General features: G+C 41.6%; 18 protein-coding genes. 7 read left to right on the forward strand and 11 right to left on the reverse strand.

Annotation, left to right across the window (positions count from 1 at the left end; genetic code table 11):
- Nucleotides 1-32: 32 nt before the first annotated feature.
- Nucleotides 33-1,622 (reverse strand): ribosomal protection-like ABC-F family protein, encoded by a 1,590-nt coding sequence (gene abc-f, locus AC1DUD_RS00420; protein ID WP_477370004.1) that lies wholly within the window; start codon nucleotides 1,620-1,622, stop codon nucleotides 33-35.
- Nucleotides 1,623-1,991: 369 nt separating this feature from the next.
- Nucleotides 1,992-2,606, reverse strand: a complete 615-nt coding sequence (locus AC1DUD_RS00425; RefSeq protein ID WP_477370007.1) for a DUF1349 domain-containing protein — start codon at nucleotides 2,604-2,606, stop codon at nucleotides 1,992-1,994.
- A 150-nt stretch (nucleotides 2,607-2,756) separates the two neighbouring features.
- On the opposite strand from AC1DUD_RS00425, the gene AC1DUD_RS00430 reads away from it, so the two are divergent.
- A complete protein-coding gene (locus AC1DUD_RS00430; RefSeq protein WP_477370010.1) occupies nucleotides 2,757-2,945 on the forward strand; it encodes a VOC family protein in 189 nt (62 codons plus the stop codon).
- Between the two features lie 284 nt (nucleotides 2,946-3,229).
- Nucleotides 3,230-3,487: a hypothetical protein gene (locus AC1DUD_RS00435; protein WP_477370013.1), complete on the forward strand. Its 258-nt coding sequence runs from the start codon at nucleotides 3,230-3,232 to the stop codon at nucleotides 3,485-3,487.
- 204 nt (nucleotides 3,488-3,691) lie between these two features.
- Here AC1DUD_RS00435 and AC1DUD_RS00440 read toward each other — a convergent pair whose 3' ends face one another.
- Entirely contained in the window at nucleotides 3,692-4,474 is a 783-nt protein-coding gene (locus AC1DUD_RS00440) for an FkbM family methyltransferase (protein WP_477370016.1), read from the reverse strand.
- Nucleotides 4,475-4,703: 229 nt separating this feature from the next.
- Here AC1DUD_RS00440 and AC1DUD_RS00445 point away from each other — a divergent pair, with 229 nt between their 5' ends.
- The 3 genes from AC1DUD_RS00445 to AC1DUD_RS00455 all read left to right on the forward strand — a co-directional run bounded on the left by AC1DUD_RS00445 (nucleotide 4,704) and on the right by AC1DUD_RS00455 (nucleotide 6,540).
- Nucleotides 4,704-5,279: a Crp/Fnr family transcriptional regulator gene (locus AC1DUD_RS00445; protein ID WP_477370019.1), complete on the forward strand. Its 576-nt coding sequence runs from the start codon at nucleotides 4,704-4,706 to the stop codon at nucleotides 5,277-5,279.
- Between the two features lie 223 nt (nucleotides 5,280-5,502).
- A complete protein-coding gene (locus AC1DUD_RS00450) occupies nucleotides 5,503-6,171 on the forward strand; it encodes a type 1 glutamine amidotransferase domain-containing protein (RefSeq protein ID WP_477370022.1) in 669 nt (222 codons plus the stop codon).
- Between the two features lie 66 nt (nucleotides 6,172-6,237).
- Nucleotides 6,238-6,540 (forward strand): putative quinol monooxygenase, encoded by a 303-nt coding sequence (locus AC1DUD_RS00455; protein ID WP_477370025.1) that lies wholly within the window; start codon nucleotides 6,238-6,240, stop codon nucleotides 6,538-6,540.
- Nucleotides 6,541-6,601: 61 nt separating this feature from the next.
- Here AC1DUD_RS00455 and AC1DUD_RS00460 read toward each other — a convergent pair whose 3' ends face one another.
- From AC1DUD_RS00460 to AC1DUD_RS00490, 7 genes are all read right to left on the reverse strand, one after another.
- A complete protein-coding gene (locus tag AC1DUD_RS00460; RefSeq protein ID WP_477370028.1) occupies nucleotides 6,602-7,228 on the reverse strand; it encodes a class I SAM-dependent methyltransferase in 627 nt (208 codons plus the stop codon).
- 128 nt (nucleotides 7,229-7,356) lie between these two features.
- Entirely contained in the window at nucleotides 7,357-7,731 is a 375-nt protein-coding gene (locus tag AC1DUD_RS00465; protein ID WP_477370031.1) for a hypothetical protein, read from the reverse strand.
- A gap of 395 nt (nucleotides 7,732-8,126) precedes the next feature.
- Nucleotides 8,127-9,044 (reverse strand): aldo/keto reductase, encoded by a 918-nt coding sequence (locus tag AC1DUD_RS00470; RefSeq protein ID WP_477370034.1) that lies wholly within the window; start codon nucleotides 9,042-9,044, stop codon nucleotides 8,127-8,129.
- Between the two features lie 20 nt (nucleotides 9,045-9,064).
- Nucleotides 9,065-9,586 carry an N-acetyltransferase gene (locus AC1DUD_RS00475; protein ID WP_477370037.1) on the reverse strand — a complete coding sequence of 174 codons (522 nt, stop codon included), beginning with the start codon at nucleotides 9,584-9,586 and terminating at the stop codon, nucleotides 9,065-9,067.
- Between the two features lie 158 nt (nucleotides 9,587-9,744).
- Nucleotides 9,745-10,611: an alpha/beta fold hydrolase gene (locus AC1DUD_RS00480; RefSeq protein ID WP_477370040.1), complete on the reverse strand. Its 867-nt coding sequence runs from the start codon at nucleotides 10,609-10,611 to the stop codon at nucleotides 9,745-9,747.
- A gap of 175 nt (nucleotides 10,612-10,786) precedes the next feature.
- Nucleotides 10,787-11,368: a Crp/Fnr family transcriptional regulator gene (locus AC1DUD_RS00485; RefSeq protein ID WP_477370043.1), complete on the reverse strand. Its 582-nt coding sequence runs from the start codon at nucleotides 11,366-11,368 to the stop codon at nucleotides 10,787-10,789.
- Nucleotides 11,369-11,446: 78 nt separating this feature from the next.
- A complete protein-coding gene (locus AC1DUD_RS00490; RefSeq protein WP_477370046.1) occupies nucleotides 11,447-12,487 on the reverse strand; it encodes a methyltransferase in 1,041 nt (346 codons plus the stop codon).
- Nucleotides 12,488-12,703: 216 nt separating this feature from the next.
- On the opposite strand from AC1DUD_RS00490, the gene AC1DUD_RS00495 reads away from it, so the two are divergent.
- Nucleotides 12,704-15,091: a T9SS type B sorting domain-containing protein gene (locus tag AC1DUD_RS00495; protein ID WP_477370049.1), complete on the forward strand. Its 2,388-nt coding sequence runs from the start codon at nucleotides 12,704-12,706 to the stop codon at nucleotides 15,089-15,091.
- Here AC1DUD_RS00495 and AC1DUD_RS00500 read toward each other — a convergent pair.
- Nucleotides 15,074-16,282, reverse strand: coding sequence for a sensor histidine kinase (locus AC1DUD_RS00500; protein WP_477370052.1), 1,209 nt, complete (start codon nucleotides 16,280-16,282; stop codon nucleotides 15,074-15,076). The two genes, AC1DUD_RS00495 and AC1DUD_RS00500, sit on opposite strands and share 18 nt — an antisense overlap.
- A 1,007-nt stretch (nucleotides 16,283-17,289) precedes the next feature.
- Between AC1DUD_RS00500 and AC1DUD_RS00505 the strand changes: the two genes are divergently transcribed.
- The gene (locus AC1DUD_RS00505; protein WP_477370055.1) at nucleotides 17,290-18,114 is read left to right on the forward strand and encodes a 3-keto-disaccharide hydrolase; all 825 of its coding nucleotides are present in this window, start codon (nucleotides 17,290-17,292) and stop codon (nucleotides 18,112-18,114) included.
- The last annotated feature ends 173 nt before the right edge of the window (nucleotides 18,115-18,287 follow it).

An 18,287-nucleotide genomic window follows, 5' to 3' on the forward strand; every position in this document is an offset into this window, starting at 1 on the left:
TAAAGGCAGCTTTACGGCTGCCTTTATGTTTATCACCCTACCAAAATCTCCCGCTCCACATTTACCTGCCTTAAAAAATACTCGTCGTGCGATACTACGATAAGCGTGCCCTGGTAATCATTGATAGCAGATGTTAATATCTCGATATTTTGAATATCGAGGTTATTGGTAGGCTCATCGAGGATGATCATATCTGGGGCCTGGTTACTGATGGTTAACGAACAAAGCATCAACCTCATTTTTTCGCCCCCGCTAAGGGCACTGCAAGGCTTATCCCAATAATCTTTAGTAAACAAAAACCTGTTGAGACGGATTTTGATATCATGCTCCTGCAAAATGCCCGAGTTATATTCTTCCGCCTGTTCATAAACGCTAAGCTTGTTATTGATCAACGAGTAATCCTGGTCGATATAAATGGCTTTAACTCCGGCACGGTCAATTGCCCCAAACTGCGGTTCCAGGTTGCCAAGCAGCATTTTAATTAAAGTTGTTTTGCCAGAACCATTTGCCCCTTTGATCACTAACCTTTCGCCACTGGTGATCTGGAAATTTAGCGGTGGATCCCAAAGCGACTTTTCTCCATATCCAAAGTTGAGGTCATTAGCTGTTATCAATACCTTTCCTTTATGAAGTGCCGAATTGTCAAAATCCATTTTCATTTTATCGATGTCAGATAAACGGGTACGCAGTTGGCTAAGTTCCTGTGCAATTGCCCCGGTTTTTTCGGCATGTACACCCTGTATTTTTGATGTGCTTTTCTCGGCGCTGTTTTTCAGGGTTTTCATCATAATGGTAGGCACACCCGCTTTTTCCTGCTTCTTTTTACCACGGGCATCCAGTTTTTGCTGCCGTTCCAGGGATTCCCGTTCGGTTTCTTTGGCCTTGCGGAGCGCTTTCTCCTTGCTCCTTACATCCTGGTTCAGAGCCTCGCTTTCAATATCCTTTTGTTCAGCATAAAAATCATAGTTGCCGCCGTATGTGGTTATGCCGCGCTTGCTTAGTTCGCAAACGGTGTTGAGCAGGTTAAGCAGGGTACGGTCGTGACTAACCACTACCAGTGTATTATTGGTAGACAGGATATAGTTATAGAGCAGTTCGCGGCCTGCAGTATCCAGATGATTGCTTGGCTCATCCAGCAAAACTATTTCGGGGCGATGAATGGCGATGCCTGCCAAAAACACTTTTGTTTTTTGCCCCCCGCTAAGTGTCCCCATTTTTTGCGACAGATCAAGATCCGTAAGCTGCCAATGGATAAAAGCTTCCTGGCAGCGTTCTTCAATGGCCCAGTCATCATTGAGTACGGTCATGTTCTCGTCGGTTACATTGCCGTCGAGGATCTGCTGCAGGGCGTTTAGTTTGTCGGCTATCTGCAGGGCTTCAGCAATAGTTAGCTCATTGTATTGACCGAAGATTTGCGGCACATAATATGGCCGCGAATCAGTTTTTACTACGCCACTGGCCGGCTTCAAATTTCCGGCCGATATTTTAAGCAGGGTTGATTTTCCGGTACCGTTATTACCGATTAGGGCTATTTTATCGCTTTTATTGATTACGAGATCTATACCGGTAAATAAAAGATCACGGTTGGGATGTATATAAGTAATATCGTGAAGAATAAGCATAATTTCTTTCTTAAAAAGGTGAATAAATGCAGCGGGCGTTAGATTAACGGCACTGGTTATTTGTCCTGAAAGAAATTTTTATCACATAAAGGGAATGGTTGGTTACCGGTTGCAAAGGTAGTAAAAAGGATTGAAAAGTGTTATTGTCGCAGTTGTGATCTGTGAAATCAAGTTTGAATTAGATCTGTTTGGGTTAAATCTAATACAGAAAAATTTCCACACGAATGCTTTTCAAACTTCCCACAATTAATCGAATTACACGAATTTTGTATTGGGACTATTCAAAATTCGTGTAATTCGATTAATACGTAAAAATCCGTGCAAAAATTTTTCATTTGTTGTTTGCAATCGGGTCGCTCAACGGAAAAATTACTTAGTTACCTTCTGTACTTTAAAATCTTCAAACTGAACATCAAAACTTTGTTTGCCCGGCGCTGCTGCTACCATTCCAACCATCGCTTTTACATTGGGCGGAAAATATGCCAGGCGGAGCATATCATATTTTTCGCCATCAAACGAATATTTGATTTCCACAAAATCGCCTTTGCGCAGCAATTTCAGCCAAACAGATTTAGGACTGTCATGCCTTGGCACTACCGACCAGTCTGATACTTCGCGGGTAACTACAGCACTTACATTTTGTACGCCGTCAACATATTCAATCCCGGTTTTTATCCAGTTTTTGTTATCTATCCTTACCATTAAGCCGGCCTGGTGAAACAGTTCTTTATAAGCACCGGTAATTTTTACGCTTGCTTCAAAATCGCCTTCCTGTTCTGTAAAATAAAAAGGGCCGTTGTCCCTGATAAAACCGTAATGGGTTACCCGCCAATAATCTGTTGCCGGGTCGACAGTCATATGCAGTGTGCTGCCTTCAATTGATGATTTTTGAGGTTTACTGTACCACTGCATATTATTTAAGTTTTGTGCGAAACCAAATTTGCTGAGCAGGGCAAATAAGGTTAACAAGGTTAGTTTTTTCATGGGGTAAATTTATGATAATAATGAATGGAGATGATGATACTCGTTATATAAGTAGTAAATCAACTAAAATCATTAAATTAATGAAGCACCATCATTTATTACTATTTAGATCATTGTAAATTTGGGCTAGGCTAATTAATCCACGCTACCGTGTTTAAACGCTCAACACCAATCCTGGCCTCTGTTGACGAGGGCAAAACAATCGCTTTTTACACCGAAAAATTGGGCTTTACTTTTTGTGCCGGCAATAACGGCTACCTTATATTTATCCGGCATGGCATCAATGTGCATTTATTTCCGTGTGATGATGATCCGGAAGCTTGCCACAACATGGGCTGATATATCTATGTAACCAATTGAGCAGCTTTACGAAGAGTATGGAAAACTGAACCTCATCCACCCAAATGGCGGGTTAAAGATGATGCCCTGGGGATTGCGGCAGTTTGCCGTGGTAGATAATAATGGCAATATCTTTTACTTTGCCGATTATAAAGAATGACAGGAAAACGTTCTCCCCTCCCGGATGCATATAAATTTGATGTTAACTAATAACATGAATAGTCTGCGTGTTTATTATTTATTAAAATATACTTAACTTAGTGTTAAACAACATAAGCTAATGTATGTCTCAAAACAAACTACCGCTTTATGCTATAGTTGAATTATTGATGCGAGTTGCCGGTATTAACCCCCAAATTGGAAATTATAAAAACCATGCGGAACGCGGAGATGAAGTAATAGTTAAAACTACCAACGGCACAATTCAACTTTCAAAAGCCTTTGTTTTATCTCAATTCCATAAACCCGAAGCTATTGGAAAACGCGATCTGGAATCAATAGCCTCACGGTTTAGAAGGAAATTTAGTAAAACAAAGAATTGAAAAGCTCAGCCCCAACTTAATGCAATATCCAGGTGGAGTATGAGATTGCCTTAATCTATACACATCGAAAGTACAGCTGTACAGGCAGATGAAGGCACAGGGCGTGCTGTTATGTTCAGGGTTAAAACAGACAAGGCCAGAGTCAGTCCGCCTGATTTTTCCAAAATTAAATTATGGAGGCTGTGAAGAATGGTAAATCTGTATTTAAATTTTTGTTCTTACATAAATATCCCCAAAACCTGTGCTTATGAAATTGTTACTCGTGATGAAGCTTTTCATTTCGGCAGGCAATAGCCATTTTTCCATCCCCCATTGCATACTTTCATTTGAACTGTAGTTGCATTCGATATTGGGATTATGTGTAAGGATCTGGTCAATACATTGAATGGCGCGGTCTGTTTGTTCCGGAACGGTGTATTCAAAGCTGATCATCTTTACAGGTTGCGTTAACCCTTTCAATACTTCGAGCTCATACCCTTCAACATCTATTTTTATAAATGACGGTAGGCCAAATGCCTCGATCAGCTTGTCGGCTGTTGTTATTTCCAGGTTTATAGGCTCATCCCAGGTATAGCTGTTAAACCGGCCATCCTTAACCGAATCTATCCACTCTTCTGAAAATGATGACAATACAGATGTATTTGAAACATGAAATTTCTTTACTGCTTCCACAGCGCCAAGACCCTTACCTACTACAGTGATTCTTTTACCAAACTTTTGTTTAAGATATTCGTAACAGTTCGCCTGTGGTTCTACCGCTACAACCTTTGCCCCGATAGTCAGCAATGGTAAAACCCTGTTACCCATATTAGCACCAACATCAAAGCAGATATCGCCACTTTTTACAAACTTTGAATAAAACTTACTTCTGAACCTCGCTTCATCGTTTGCAGCCTTATCGGCCTCTCTTTGTATCCTGGACGGAAATAGTCTTCTAAGCTGTAGGCGAATACTCGATCCTAATAACTTTTTTATCAATTCTCTCATTAATGTGTCGGGCTTAAGTGTCTGGTGCAATTTAAAGCTTTTTCCCTAATCCCTAAGTGGAAATACAGCATTTAAAATGAAAATTAAAACGATTCTTAAGCTGGTTTACTGCATACCCAATGCGTTTGGCCGGGATAAACTGATCTGCTTAAAACTTTTGCCTATATTTAAACCCATTCTTCGGGATCATAGCATGGGGGATTTTTCTTTACAGAGCGTATTATAAAAAATGGATAAACTCCGCAAACACATTGAAGACGTAATCCCGATCAGCGATGCGGAGTTTGATTTTGTAAAACCATTTTTCACCTACAAAAGGGTAAAGAAACATCAATATCTTACCCAGGAGGGCGATACTGTTACGTTTGAATACCTGATCCTTTCGGGCGTTTTTAGGATGTTTTATCTGGACAGGGAAGGCAAAGAATACATTGTGCAATTTGCCGGAGAGAACTGGTGGATGGCCGACTACCAGGCTTACTTTAAAGATAAAAAAGCAACGCTCCACATAGTATGTATGGAGGATGCTGAGGTGTTGTGCCTCACCCTGCATGGCCGCGAAACCTTATCGGCCGAACTGCATAAGATGGAACATTTTTTCAGGGCAAAGCTTACCAATGGATATGTTGCGCTGCAACGCAGAATCATATCACTGCTTGCCAGTACACCACAGCAACGCTATGAAGAGTTTGGCCAGCTTTATCCACACCTGATGCAAAAGATCCCTAAAAAATACATAGCCGAATATCTCGGCGTTAGCCGCGAGACTTTAAGCAGGCTTTACTCTAATAGTAAGATCAAATAATATATTCAGGGCTTAGTCGTAGCTTGCTTTTTGCAATTTAAGTTATTTATAAATAGGCGATTATAAAATTACGGCAAATAAAACCTATCAAAAGTGTGATCCGCGTCACACTTTTTCTGTGACTTGCTTCCTTGTTTGCGAGGGGCCTAATTTTGGACATTTGTTATGTAAATCAAACAACAAAACAATTATCCATTACTATAACAATTTAAATTTTAAAGTCATGAAAAAGAGAATTTTATTTGTGGTATCAAGTGCAAATGTAATTGGTCCACACAACCGCGCTACCGGAAACCTGCTTACCGAAGTTGCCAACCCATATCAGACTTTTAGACAACAGGGGTACGATATCGACGTATTTAGCGTGAACGGTGGCGAAGCCCCGATAGATATGGTTGAACTGGATGATGAGCTAAACATCGCCTTCCTTAACGGAGAAGGTTCGGCTGCCATGAAAAACACTCAAAAAATTGACCAGGTATCGGTAGCAAATTATGATGCCGTATTTGTTCCCGGCGGTTTGGCCCCGGTAGTAGATATGCCCGAGAATACCACCGTGCAAAACATTTTATCGGGCATGTATGAAAAAGGCGGCGTAGTAAGTGCCGTATGTCATGGCCCGGTAGCATTGATCAATGTAAAATTGAACGATGACAGCTACCTGATTAATGGTAAAAACGTTACCGGCTTCAGTATTGCCGAAGAAAAAAACTACGCCAAAGAAGATGTTCCGTTTGAGCTGGAAGATGCCTTGAAACAACGCGGTGCTAAATACAGTGCCGATGCCCCATGGCAAGCCTACGTTGTTACCGACGGTCGTTTAGTTACCGGTCAAAACCCTGCATCGGCAAAAGGTGTCGCCGAAAGCGTAATCAAAATTTTAGAAGCTTAATAGTATAACTTTGACATCTGCTCTTTTGGGGTTGATGAGAGAGCAGGGTTATAAAAAATAAAAGAGATGAACCAACAAGCTATAAATGTTTTTGCCAAATGGCAGGTTAAAGAAGGCGAATTAGATACCGTGCTCAACCTACTTACCGAAGTTACCAAACAAAGCAGGGCCGAAGAAGGCAATCTGTTTTATAAGCTTCACCAAAGCAACACCGATGCTAATACACTGGTTTTGTTTGAAGGATACAAAGATGAAGCAGCTGTAGCAGCTCACCGTGCATCCGAATATTTTCAAAATATTGTTTTGGGACAGATAGTCCCGCTACTTGAAAACCGGGAGGTGGTTGTGGCAACGGAATTAGATGTTTAATGATCATCTGTAATACAAAATGTCCCTGTTGATTTAATAGGGACATTTTTATGGCCTCTAACTACTTTTGCCCCTTTCTGCACTTAATTAAAAAGAAGGGATAATTTTCGGTGACTTCAGCAATTTCAAATAATCCGGCTTCGCCAAATTCCACATTGATCGATTCCCTATCGTAAAAAAACATATTGACTCCGTCAAAGATCTCATAGCGGTCCGTGCTGATAAACTTGCCCTGTCCATAGGTTGGTGCTTTTTTAGAAATAGCTGTAAAGACCATATAGCCATTATCAGCCAGCTGATCGTAGCAGTCGGTTATCAATTTCTTTCGTTCACCGCTATCCAGTAAATGAATTAAAGCATAGCAAAAGATCCCGTCATATTGGTTGGGGTCAAAGGGCATATCGGTTACGGAACCGTGGTAGATGATCATATCTGTTCCGTAATGTTTTTCAGCCATTTCAATAGCCGTTTTTGAGATCTCAATACCAGTTACGGCTATTCCGTTGTCCTTGAAAACCTGTGCATTTCGTCCGTAGCCAACCCCTGGGATGAGTATATTTTTTACCAACTTTTCAACGAAAAAGTCCTTTGCCAGTACAGCAGACTTTGATGGTTCAAAACCCCACATTTCCTGCTTTTCGACAAAGCTTTTTTCCCAAAACTCAGGTTTTTCAGTTTCATTTTTCATAAGAACTCTCTGTATTATGCCAAATTAGGCATTTGCGTACTTAATCAAAACGGTAAATAAATGTTTGACTCGCTGATGTTGGTTTAACAGATCGATCCTAATGATGGAATATTTTTCTTTGGAAAAAACTACCTGCGCGCAACAGACGATTCTTTGACAACCTGCCACCTTCCCGATGAATACTCCCAAATCAGGGTAAAGAATTTGGGATCCGATTTTCCATTCAGTTTCAAATCGCGGGTAATAACCACTATACCCATGTCCCCATCGCATACCGCGTAATGGAACTCAGTTTCTGTTGAAAACGGCGCCGCATTTGATTCTCTATTTCCCTTCACAAAACCTACGAGCTGTTCTTTATTCATGGTATCAGCCACTCCATTTTCATCAACTCTGATTATTAATAGTTTATTTGAATAAACTTCCTCAACATAAGGTACATTAAAATGCGTTGCCTGATAAATGAGATCTTTAGTTAATTCAATTAATTGTTCGCCGTTCATTTTATTAATTTAAAAAGATTAATTATTTGGTTATTATGTAATTAGAAATTATATCTATTTTTCTGACGGATGGCGTTATCACAGCCCCCGGTACCAGCAAAGCCACAACCAACACCTATTAGCTGCTTTTTATGGGATGTTTACCGCTGCATTGCGGGAGTTTGCAATTGCAGAGCCATTATGCGACAGATTGAGACACAGATGTTTAAAACTTAAATCCCAATAAATCCCCACTATATTTCGACAAATGGGAGTTTATATCACGAAATACAGACCCGGATTTAGCATATTTAGCCAGGAGAGTTTACGTAAATAGCCGATACAATCAACACAAAAGCCTTCAGATTTTCATCCAAAGGCTTTCAAACGGTGTTTCAAATGCACTACCGGCAAAATTAATTTGCGGAGTCTTCCACTCGTGGAATGAAGCCCGGCACTCCGGTCTTTACTACGTGGTTAAACCGCTGCCTGGTTTGGATGTTGTTAATTTCATTGAAGGCATCTTCCGGCAGGGGCGAAACGTCAAAATTCTCTTTAGCACGGGCGGCGGTGCGAGGGGTGGTAAGTAAAGTTGTACCGCGCTGAAGTGCCCAGGCCAGCAGTACCTGGGCCGGTGTTTTTTTTACCCGTTCGGCAATGGCCAAAACAGCGCGATCTTCCAGCGGCCCGGGCCGCATTCCATGGCCCAATGGTGCAAAAGCCAAAAGTATGATGTTCTTCTCTTTACAATATTCCAGGAGCTCTGTTTCAGGCAAATAGGGATGCGATTCAACCTGCACCACTGCCGGCTTGATTCTTGCAGATTCATAAAGGGGCATCAGTGTTTCCAGGGTAACATCCGACAAACCGATAGCGCGGCATTTGCCACCGTCAACCAAATCTTCCATCGCTTTCCAGGTATCAAGCAAAGTCACGCCCTTATCGTAAATGACATTCCCTCTTTCATCCCGCGGATCCTGATCGTCTCCCGGTTGAAATGCAAATGGGGTGTGAATGAGATAGAGATCCAGATAGTCGATCCGGAGCCTTTTCAAACTCCCTTTAAAGGCAGCTTCCACGCGCTCGGGCCTGTGGTTGGTGTTCCACAGCTTGGTGGTCATAAAAATATCTTCACGGGCAATCCCTTCGGCGGCCATTCCTGCTTCCAGCGCCTCGCCTACCTCACTCTCGTTGCGGTACCGTTCTGCACAATCAAAGTGCCTGAAGCCGGCTTCCAGCGCGTACCTGGTAGCGCGGATCGTTTCGGCCGGATCGGGGATTAGGGTGCCAAACCCAAGACCGGGCATATTTATAGCATTGTTTGCTGTCTTCATTTTACTATATGTTTTAAAATTCAGGCCTTTTCTTTAACAAGATAAACAGGCTGGATGGATAATTGCTCCGGAGCAGAAATCTCGACGTTCCTTTTGAATCCGTAGCTTTCAAAAAAATCCAAATAAGGGCTACCTTCAAATTCGCTTATCCAAACCACTTGCTGCATATTTGATATAGAAAGGCTTTTTTCAAATAACGATTTGCTAATTAGCGGATCGGTATATTTAGCCAATACGCCAAAATCAGCTATTCTCGCTAATGTTTTTTGCGCAAAAAGTTCCGGCCTTATTCCTTTGGTTGTTACCCTGGCATAGCCCGCAGGTTCATCGTCAGCATAAACCATCAAATATTGATTGGACATGCTGTTTAGTTCAATCATCAGTGCGTCTTTATTAAAGTTTGTATTAATATAATTTTCAAACTCCTGATCAGGAACTTTTCCTTTAAACCGTTCTCCAGCAATTGCTATAGTTATAACGAGCAAGTCGTTAATGCCTTGCTCGTTTCCTATGATGAATTTTGTTACAATTTTAGTGACCATCTTATATTAATCAAATCTGCGTTGTCTTTTTGCTTATGTAAAAGTAGGCACGCATTTTTCTTTTCAGTTAACCTAAAGCGCCAGATATTTGAGGATTCCAGCCAGCACCGGGTTTCTTACTTTGAGATGATATTAAGAGGCGTTCTTTTGCCTATGGTTTACCTTATGCCCTCAAGAAAGGCGGTCAGTTGCTTAACAAACAGCTCGGGGAACTGATATTGCGCGCCATGATTGGAATCTGGGTAGATGATCAGTTGTGCATCGGGCAAATTCTGTTGGAGCAAAAATGAATTAACGGTAGGGAATATAATATCATTGTGCCCGGTTAATACAAACACCGGCTGTTTGATGGCCTTCAAATAAGTATAATCACCAGGGTCAATACTGGCCCAGCCCTTAATTGCGGCTGATTGTGCTGGGGCTACCTGTTCGCTGATCTTACTATCACGGTTTTCGGTTCTGCCATTTTTTACCCTGCTCAAAAATTCATTAGCTGCCTGCTGACTGGTTGGGGTTGGCGAAAACAAGGTTTCCAGCAAGATCTCGTATTCGGAAGGAAATTCTTTTGCAAAAATGGCCCAAACCTCCGGGGTAAAATCGTCAATTTCATGGCCGCCGCGTGGAGCTGTACCCAGTAAGATCAATTTGTTGATGAGCTCGGGCCTGTCAAGTGTGACCTGTTGAGCTACCATGCCTCCCATAGAAAAGCCGAGAAGATCGATCTTTTTTAAACCAAGCGCGTCAATAAATGCAACGGCATCCTGAGCTATGGCCGCTATACTGTCAGGTGTTTCGCCGCTGGTGCTTGCAACTCCTCTATTATTGAAAATAATGATCTCACGATCCTGGGCCAGGGCATCTAATACTTTGGGATCCCAATTTTCCATGGTGCCGGTAAAGTGCTGAAGATGTATCAGTGGCAAGCCTGCTTTATTGCCGAAACGGCGGTAAGCGAACGGAGTACCATTTACGGATACGAACTGAGTAGGAACAGTTGATGCGGTGTATTCGATATTAGTTTTCATGATTTTATTAAAAAAATTCTGTTTAAATTATTTACCCGAACTGCCGGGCGACAGAACAAAGGTGGGGCGTAACGGCCTCCCGAAAAGAAGCCATATGACACAAAATGGCGTTGACATTTGTCACGCTTTTTGCAATAAAATCGGAAATATTTAGAGAGGGATAGTACTTATCTAACTAATCGCGCCGGGTGAATTCTTTTCGGATACGGCTTAAGGTTTCGCGGGAGATACCGAGATAAGAGGCAACCATATGCAGGGGAACACTATTGAAAACCTTGGGGTATGTTTTTTGAAACTCAAGATATTTTTCTTCGGCCGAATTGCTGATCAGCGAATAGATCCGTTGCTGGCTGGTTTCATAGCCCCGCGCTAAAAGTTTTTCATTGAATAGCTTCAACGCGGGGATGGTTTCCTTTAGCTCTTCCCACTTCTCCTTGGTCCAAACAACAACAGTACTGGCCGCTAAAGCTTCAATGTTATATTCGGAAGGTTTTTCATGATTATAGCTTTCCTGGTCGCTGATCCACCAGTTTTCCACACCGAACCTCAGTGTGTGGTCTGTTCCATCGGCACTAAACCGATACAGGCGGAAACAGCCCGTAGTGATAAAACACGTAATTTTCCATACTTCGCCCTCATGTAAAATAGATTGCCACTTGCGGATTTTCCTTTCCACACTCGCGGCACGGATCAGCGCCATCTCCTCGTCAGAAATCGCAACCCATTGGCGTAAGTACTTTTCGAAGGCCTCAAACATGTTCAGCAAAACTAATCAAATAGATATAGCAGGAAACACAAAGCCTGTTTACCAATTGTAAAACTTGCTGATGCAACGTTACTTGTATGCAATTGCCGCACTTGATGGCCCTGTCAAGGGAAGAAGCGCGGTTGAATTAAAACCGGTGATATTTGCCCAACGGTTAAAGTCGGCAAAGGTGTAGTCAAACCCGGTACCGGTTTCTATGAGCATATTCAAACTCATCATCATCCCAAAAACGTTTTGCTTTCTTTCATCATCTATTATACCCTCAATAGCTACAAACGCACCACCCTCGGGGAGTGCGTCATAAGCTTTCCGCATTAATGCTATTTTATTTTCCTCGTCCCAGTCATGCAGGATGTTTCCCATTACCACAACATCGGCATTAGGTATTGGCATAGTAAAGAAATCACCGCTGGCGGTTTTTACCCGATCTGCCAGTCCGAATTGTTGTATAGTAGCGTTAGCAATAGGCTCAACCGGAGGCAAATCGAAACTGGTGCAATGCATATGGGGATTATGCTTTGCAACCATCAATGAAAGCAGCCCGGCCGAACCGCCCACATCAATCAATGTTTTATAATTTGCAAAATGAAACTTTTGAGCAAAGGCCATAAAATTACCCATTTGGATGCCGCTCATGGCATTGGTAAATTCTTTTAATTTTTCAGGATCAGAGTAAATCAAACCGAAAAAGTCCTCGCTCCTTTTTGCTTCATTTTGCGGAAGCCCGGTCAGCAGCCCTTCGGCCAGGTTCCCCCAAAATCCATATAAACGATTGTTCATCATTTCAAGGATCCCTCCAATATATGATGGCTTGTTTTTATCTAAAAATGTGTCCGTGTCGATAGCATTTGAATAAACAGCCGTATCCAAAACACCTTCGCGCTTTAAAAAACCAAACACCGTTAAAGCATCCAAAAAGTCATAAACATTTCTGTCGGTACATTTGAGTGCCAATATGTCTTTTACCTCTTTGGCTTTCATGGTTTTCTTTTCGGCAAGCGTGGTGAACAATTGAAAATTTACGGCAGTTAAAAGAATTTTGGAGGCCCAAAAGCCTGTGCCGATTTTCATGATGTTTTCGGGTGATGGTTGGTTAGGTTGCTGTTCCATTTCTTGATAATTATCGGTTTAATAAATTGGTGATGGCTGGCAAGGAATTTTGACACGGGGGCGGATTAAAATTAGTTATCTAATTTACAGGGATTTAATTTAAGATGAAAGGAAACTTTACGAAGGGCATACTCTATTCATATTACCGGCGGTTTTGGTTATAACTTGATAAGATTATATATTAGTGCCATTAAATAATATCAAATTCTTCGTAGCGTGACGCGCATATTATTCTCCCTACTTTTTATATGCGCCTTTATAAAAGCATATGCTCAAACCCCTTCAATAAATTTATTTGCACCATCATCGGGCCCGGTAGGTACTGTGGTCACCATAAATGGCAGCAATCTGGATAACGGAAAAGCGAGCATCGCGGGAAAAGCTTGTATAACAGTATCCAGTAGTGCATCAAAATTGGTTATTATGATCATGCCGGGTACGCTTACTGGGGCTATTTCAGTTACTACCAGTAAAGGTTCGGTATCCTCTACGCCTAAATTCATTTTAACACCAACGCCCTATCCTTCATTGCAACAAGGGAATAAGCTTGTAGGAACAGGGGCTATAGGCAAAGCAGCACAAGGAAACGCGGTAGCTATTAGCGCTGATGGGAATACAGCAGCCGTTGGCGGAACGGGTGACAATAATCAAATTGGAGGAGTTTGGGTATTTACCCGCACAGGTACAACTTGGACCCAACAAGCTAAAATCCTCCCTGATAATGGCAATATCAGTTTAAATAATCAGTTAATATTCGGGAATGCGCTATCATTTAGTGCCGACGGAAATACGTTGCTTGTTGGAGGAATTGAGGATAGACAAGGAGGCGACGGGGTAGGCGCATCGTGGATATTTAGGCGTGAAAATAATGTTTGGAAGCAAGATGTAAAACTAATAGGTACAGGAAATACAGGTGCTTGCTCCCAAGGCCAAGACGTATGCTTAAGTGCCGATGGTAATACGGCTGTTGTTTATGGTACTGGAGATGATTTTTTCAGGGGGGCATTTTGGGTGTTCACACATGATACGGGTACATGGACACAGCAAGGCCCCAAATACGTACCAAGCGGACTTTCAAATTTTAAACAAGTATTCGGCGGCGGATTTCATTCCAGCATAGCTTTAAGTGCAGACGGTAATACGATCTTAGTTAGCGGAAGTATTGACCTTCCGGTATCATCTCTGTGTACGGGTGTCATTTTTACGCGAAACAACGGTGTGTGGACAGAACAAAGTGGCAGACTGCAAGCATCCGGAGGCTTACAGGGAAGGGCTGTGGCCTTAAGTGCAGATGGTAATGTAGCGATGATTGGCGGACCGCATGACGAAGGGCAAAAAGGCGGAGCATGGATCTTTGTTAAAAATGGCAACTCCTGGGTACAGCAGGGATCTAAACTAATTGGCCCGGGAGCCGACTCTGAATCGCTTCAAGGCACCACTGTAGCTTTATCGGCAGATGGCAATACAGCTATTATGGGTGAATATGGTTTTGGCGAACATTACCGGGGAGGCGTTTGGGTATTTACCCGAAATGGCAATACCTGGGTACTGCAGGGGAGCCAATTGGTAGGGTATGATACGGGGCAATATTCGCTGTCAGGTACAGCTGTTGCAATCAGTGCTGATGGCAAGACATCCATTAACGGCGGAGGATCTGATAACGATTGGCAAGGAGCCGCGTGGATTTTTGCAACAGCTCCGATATTGCCTCCTTCGGTTGTAACCTTACCAGCTACGGAAACATCTTTTTCAGGGGCTACACTTAATGGCACGGCTTCAGATAACGGCTCCTTAACTAATGTAAGCATCGAGTATAGTACCAACCCTGATCTTAGTGGCTCCATTATCGCCCCGTTAAAATCGGGAGCTAATCCGCTAAATGCCGGAACAGGTATAACAAGCTATACAAGCGTACTCAACAATTTGATGTCAGCTACCACATATTATTTCCGAATAAACGCCGATAATGCAGGAGGTGCAGCAAACGGGAATATATTAAGTTTTGTTACCCCAAACCGTCCGCCGGCACCTCCTGTTGCTCAAACAAAGCCAGCAACTCTTATATCATCGTCAACAGCAACATTAAACGGCCTGGCTAATGATAATGGGAGTGAAACAGAGGTGCATTTTGAGTTTGGCACATCACCAACGCTCGCAGGGGCCATAACTGCTGATATTACAACGGGTACAAACCCCATTATTGCCAATACAGGGGCAGTTAATTTTACCAATAGCCAGATTGATTTGACTCCTGCAACTACTTATTATTTCAGGATAGTTGCCCAAAATGAAAATGGGATTACTAAAGGTGATGTACTCTCGTTCCATATACAGCCTAAAGTCCTGGTAATACCCAATACATTTACTCCTAATAACGACGGAATTAATGACACATGGAATTTATCATCGCTCAGCTTACCGTCTAATTGCGCTGTAAATATCTTTAACAGGTATGGGAAACGTATTTATACTTCTGTTGGTTATATTACTGCCTGGGATGGGAAGTATAAAAATACAAACGTACCGGTTGGTACCTATTATTATATTATTGATCTTAAAAATGGAACGACGCCATTATCGGGTAGCTTAACAGTTATCAGGTAATAAACCCGGTGGATTACCAGCGCCCCCGTGATGTAACCCAGCTTTTAACGGAATAAAAATATGAAAGCTGGAGCCCTGCCCAAAAACGCTTTCGAAACCAATACTACCACCTTGCCGTTCTATAAACTCCTTACATAGCAACAAGCCTAAACCAACGCCCTTTTCGTTATTGGTACCAAAAGAAGGATCTGATGTTACCATGAAAATGTGCTCTTGCTCGGCCTCGGCAATGCCTTTTCCGTTATCGCTAACAGTCAATTTAACTTTATCGGGCATTGTTTGAGTACTTATAGTGATGTTACCCCCTTTTTGCGTGAATTTAATTGCGTTATTTGCCAGGTTGCGCACTACCAATTGCAGCATATCAATGTCAGCAACTACCGTTATCTTATCGTCAATATCATAGCTCAAAGAGATGCCTTTTTTTACAGCCAGCATTTTCTCCATCTCTAATGTACTTTTTAATACAAAAGAAAGGTTGACTTCCTGCAAATTTACCGTCGGCCGCTCCATTTGAGATTTTGTCCAATAAAGCAGGTTTGACAGCATTTGCATAGTATTATTGGTAGCAGCTAGCAGATCTTTCTCCAGCTCTAATCGCTGGGTATTGTCGAGCTCATGTTCATTAAGCAGCTCCAGGTAACCCTGTATATTAATAAGCGGTGCCCGCATATCGTGCGAAATGATTGACATGAGCTTATTCTTTTCCTCGTTACTTTGCTCTAAGAGGCTCTTCTGCAATGTGATCTCTTCATTCCTCAACTCAACCATTGCCTTTTCTTTATCGTAACTACGCTTAATGAAGCTGATAATGAAATAAATGGCAATTACCGGTAGCGGAAATGCGGTGACACGGTCAATAAATTGCCCCTTTCCTGCAGTAAAAGGATATTGCACCAGGGCAGGATAATGGTATTCCACAATGTGAAGTATCAGGAAGGCAAATATGTAGATCGCCAGCCATGCTAAATAATGCTTGTAAGGCGAAATAGCAAATAACATCAGCAAATAAGCAGGCCATATTAAATCGGTAGAGCCGTTAATACCCGAATTGGCAAAATAATTAACAGAAAAAAGAAGCAGGCCTGTTAAGCCAAATACAATATTGTTATGCTTTTTATGATGATACCGGGAATAGTAATATTGATAGAAAAAGAAGCATGCAATTATAAAACAGGATAATGCAGCCACATACAGCCCGGCAAAAATGTTATAAGGAATATAAAAACAAGCCAGAACTATCGCGCAGATAGTTATAGAATGAAATACCCTACTCTCTAAACTGAAACTTGACGTTTCTCCCGTTAGCTTGAACCAAAAAGCGCTTAATTTTTTAATGTTGAGATGGTTGTAAACACTGAATTGTTTTTGTATGGGCTCGTCGCGATTTGCGACATGTGAACCATTTAGCAACTATACGAAAAAAAATTAATTTTAGTTTAAAGAGAATTGGCCAACCTAAGAACGGTGAATGTTAAAATCCATGGCGAAATATTTTGAGACTTAAAAGCCCGTGCCGATTTTCATAATATTTTCTGGCGATGGTTGGTTAGGTTGCTGTTCCATTTCTTGATAATTATCGGTTTAATAAATTGGTAATGCCTTTCGGCAGGGTTTACCCAGGCGGGTAAATTAATTATCTAAAATACAGTGATTTAATTTAAAAATAAAGGATTTTTATACTTGCAGTTGATGTTTTTACTTTATCAAAAAATGGAACCTCAACCAGTGAAATAGCTTTTTAAAAAAGCCGCTTACGGCCTCACCTAATGAGGCTGTATCATAAATCATGATCAGCCGCTTTTTATGACTTATTCACATACTTAAGCGATATATAGTTTTGGGTTGGATTGACTCTACTAAAAAGGAGTTAACAGGGTTAACACAATTCAGGGTTGATATTTGTATATGTAGTTAATAATAAGATATTTGAGTGGTTTTTATGCAAAAAATATGTTAATCCCTTCTTGTATAAATATTATAGGTAATACAACACCAAGGGCGGTCAATTTGATTTATGATACAGCCTCTTTAAGAAAAAGTGCTCCCCTTCTTTAGAGAGGACCGGGGTGAGACTTAGCTGCCACGCCCAATCGCATTTACTGTTTAAAAGCGATTTTCCGGGACCTCAAATTTAAACGAATAGTGTTGTGCCCACCAATACCAATAACTACATTTAACCAATCAAATCAATATGTATGAACCTGTTTTCAATTACCAAAATCCGCTATATCTTAATTTTAGCCAGCTGCCTGTTATCAGGTTGCAGCGGAACTAAACAACTAAGCAACAACGATGCCGACAAGGGCTGGAAGAAACTTTTTAATGGCAAAGATGTTAACGACTGGTTTGTTAAAATCAATCACCATGAAACAGGCGAAAACTTTGGTAATACCTTTAGGGTAGAGGATGGCATTATTAAAATCCGTTATGATCAGTACGGTAACTTTGACAATCAATTTGGCCACTTATATTATAAAACGCCTTTTTCTTACTTCCATTTACGTTTCGAATACCGTTTTGTGGGTAAACAGCAACCAGACGCACCTGATTATACGTTGCTTAATAGCGGTGTAATGTTCCACTCGCAGGACCCGCATACCATGCTAAAAGATCAGGACTGGCCAATCTCAATTGAAATGCAGCTTTTAGGTGGCCTTGGCGATGGTAAATCAAGGCCAACAGGCAATATGTGTTCGCCGGGTACGGATGTTGTTTATAAAGGAAAGGTATCGCCTGATCATTGTATCAACTCCACATCAAAAACTTACGATGGCGACCAATGGGTTAAAGGTGAGCTGATTGTTTTGGGGAGTAAGCTAATTACACATATTATTAACGGCGATACCGTGTTGCAATACTCAAAACCCACTATCGGCGGTGGCGTAGTAACAGGTTACGACCCTAAATATAAGCAAGACGGCAAATTATTGAGCAGTGGCTATATAGCCCTACAAAGTGAAGGCCAGCCGGTAGATTTCAGAAACATCGAGATCAAACAACTGCCTGTTGAAGAGCATTAGAATTTAAAACAGCCTTTGCTTTTGACCAATCGGGCAGGAGAGGCTGTTTCTATACTAATTTTTCCAAATTAATCGAATTATTTCAAAGGCGATTTCCCTGATGATATCGCCCTTCATTCCCCTGCCATAATTCTGTGTGTTTCACTTATCTTTGCGCAAAATTCAATATTAGC

Source organism: Mucilaginibacter sp. P4_A11, from assembly GCF_056402535.1.

What these genes read in the sequence shown, in the direction of transcription:
- abc-f (WP_477370004.1), bottom strand. Translation starts at nt 1,622, where the DNA reads ATGCTTATTCTTCACGATATTACTTATATACATCCCAACCGTGATCTT.
- AC1DUD_RS00425 (WP_477370007.1), bottom strand. Translation starts at nt 2,606, where the DNA reads ATGAAAAAACTAACCTTGTTAACCTTATTTGCCCTGCTCAGCAAATTT.
- AC1DUD_RS00435 (WP_477370013.1), top strand. Translation starts at nt 3,230, where the DNA reads ATGTCTCAAAACAAACTACCGCTTTATGCTATAGTTGAATTATTGATG.
- AC1DUD_RS00440 (WP_477370016.1), bottom strand. Translation starts at nt 4,474, where the DNA reads ATGAGAGAATTGATAAAAAAGTTATTAGGATCGAGTATTCGCCTACAG.
- AC1DUD_RS00445 (WP_477370019.1), top strand. Translation starts at nt 4,704, where the DNA reads ATGGATAAACTCCGCAAACACATTGAAGACGTAATCCCGATCAGCGAT.
- AC1DUD_RS00450 (WP_477370022.1), top strand. Translation starts at nt 5,503, where the DNA reads ATGAAAAAGAGAATTTTATTTGTGGTATCAAGTGCAAATGTAATTGGT.
- AC1DUD_RS00455 (WP_477370025.1), top strand. Translation starts at nt 6,238, where the DNA reads ATGAACCAACAAGCTATAAATGTTTTTGCCAAATGGCAGGTTAAAGAA.
- AC1DUD_RS00460 (WP_477370028.1), bottom strand. Translation starts at nt 7,228, where the DNA reads ATGAAAAATGAAACTGAAAAACCTGAGTTTTGGGAAAAAAGCTTTGTC.
- AC1DUD_RS00465 (WP_477370031.1), bottom strand. Translation starts at nt 7,731, where the DNA reads ATGAACGGCGAACAATTAATTGAATTAACTAAAGATCTCATTTATCAG.
- AC1DUD_RS00470 (WP_477370034.1), bottom strand. Translation starts at nt 9,044, where the DNA reads ATGAAGACAGCAAACAATGCTATAAATATGCCCGGTCTTGGGTTTGGC.
- AC1DUD_RS00475 (WP_477370037.1), bottom strand. Translation starts at nt 9,586, where the DNA reads ATGGTCACTAAAATTGTAACAAAATTCATCATAGGAAACGAGCAAGGC.
- AC1DUD_RS00480 (WP_477370040.1), bottom strand. Translation starts at nt 10,611, where the DNA reads ATGAAAACTAATATCGAATACACCGCATCAACTGTTCCTACTCAGTTC.
- AC1DUD_RS00485 (WP_477370043.1), bottom strand. Translation starts at nt 11,368, where the DNA reads ATGTTTGAGGCCTTCGAAAAGTACTTACGCCAATGGGTTGCGATTTCT.
- AC1DUD_RS00490 (WP_477370046.1), bottom strand. Translation starts at nt 12,487, where the DNA reads ATGGAACAGCAACCTAACCAACCATCACCCGAAAACATCATGAAAATC.
- AC1DUD_RS00505 (WP_477370055.1), top strand. Translation starts at nt 17,290, where the DNA reads ATGAACCTGTTTTCAATTACCAAAATCCGCTATATCTTAATTTTAGCC.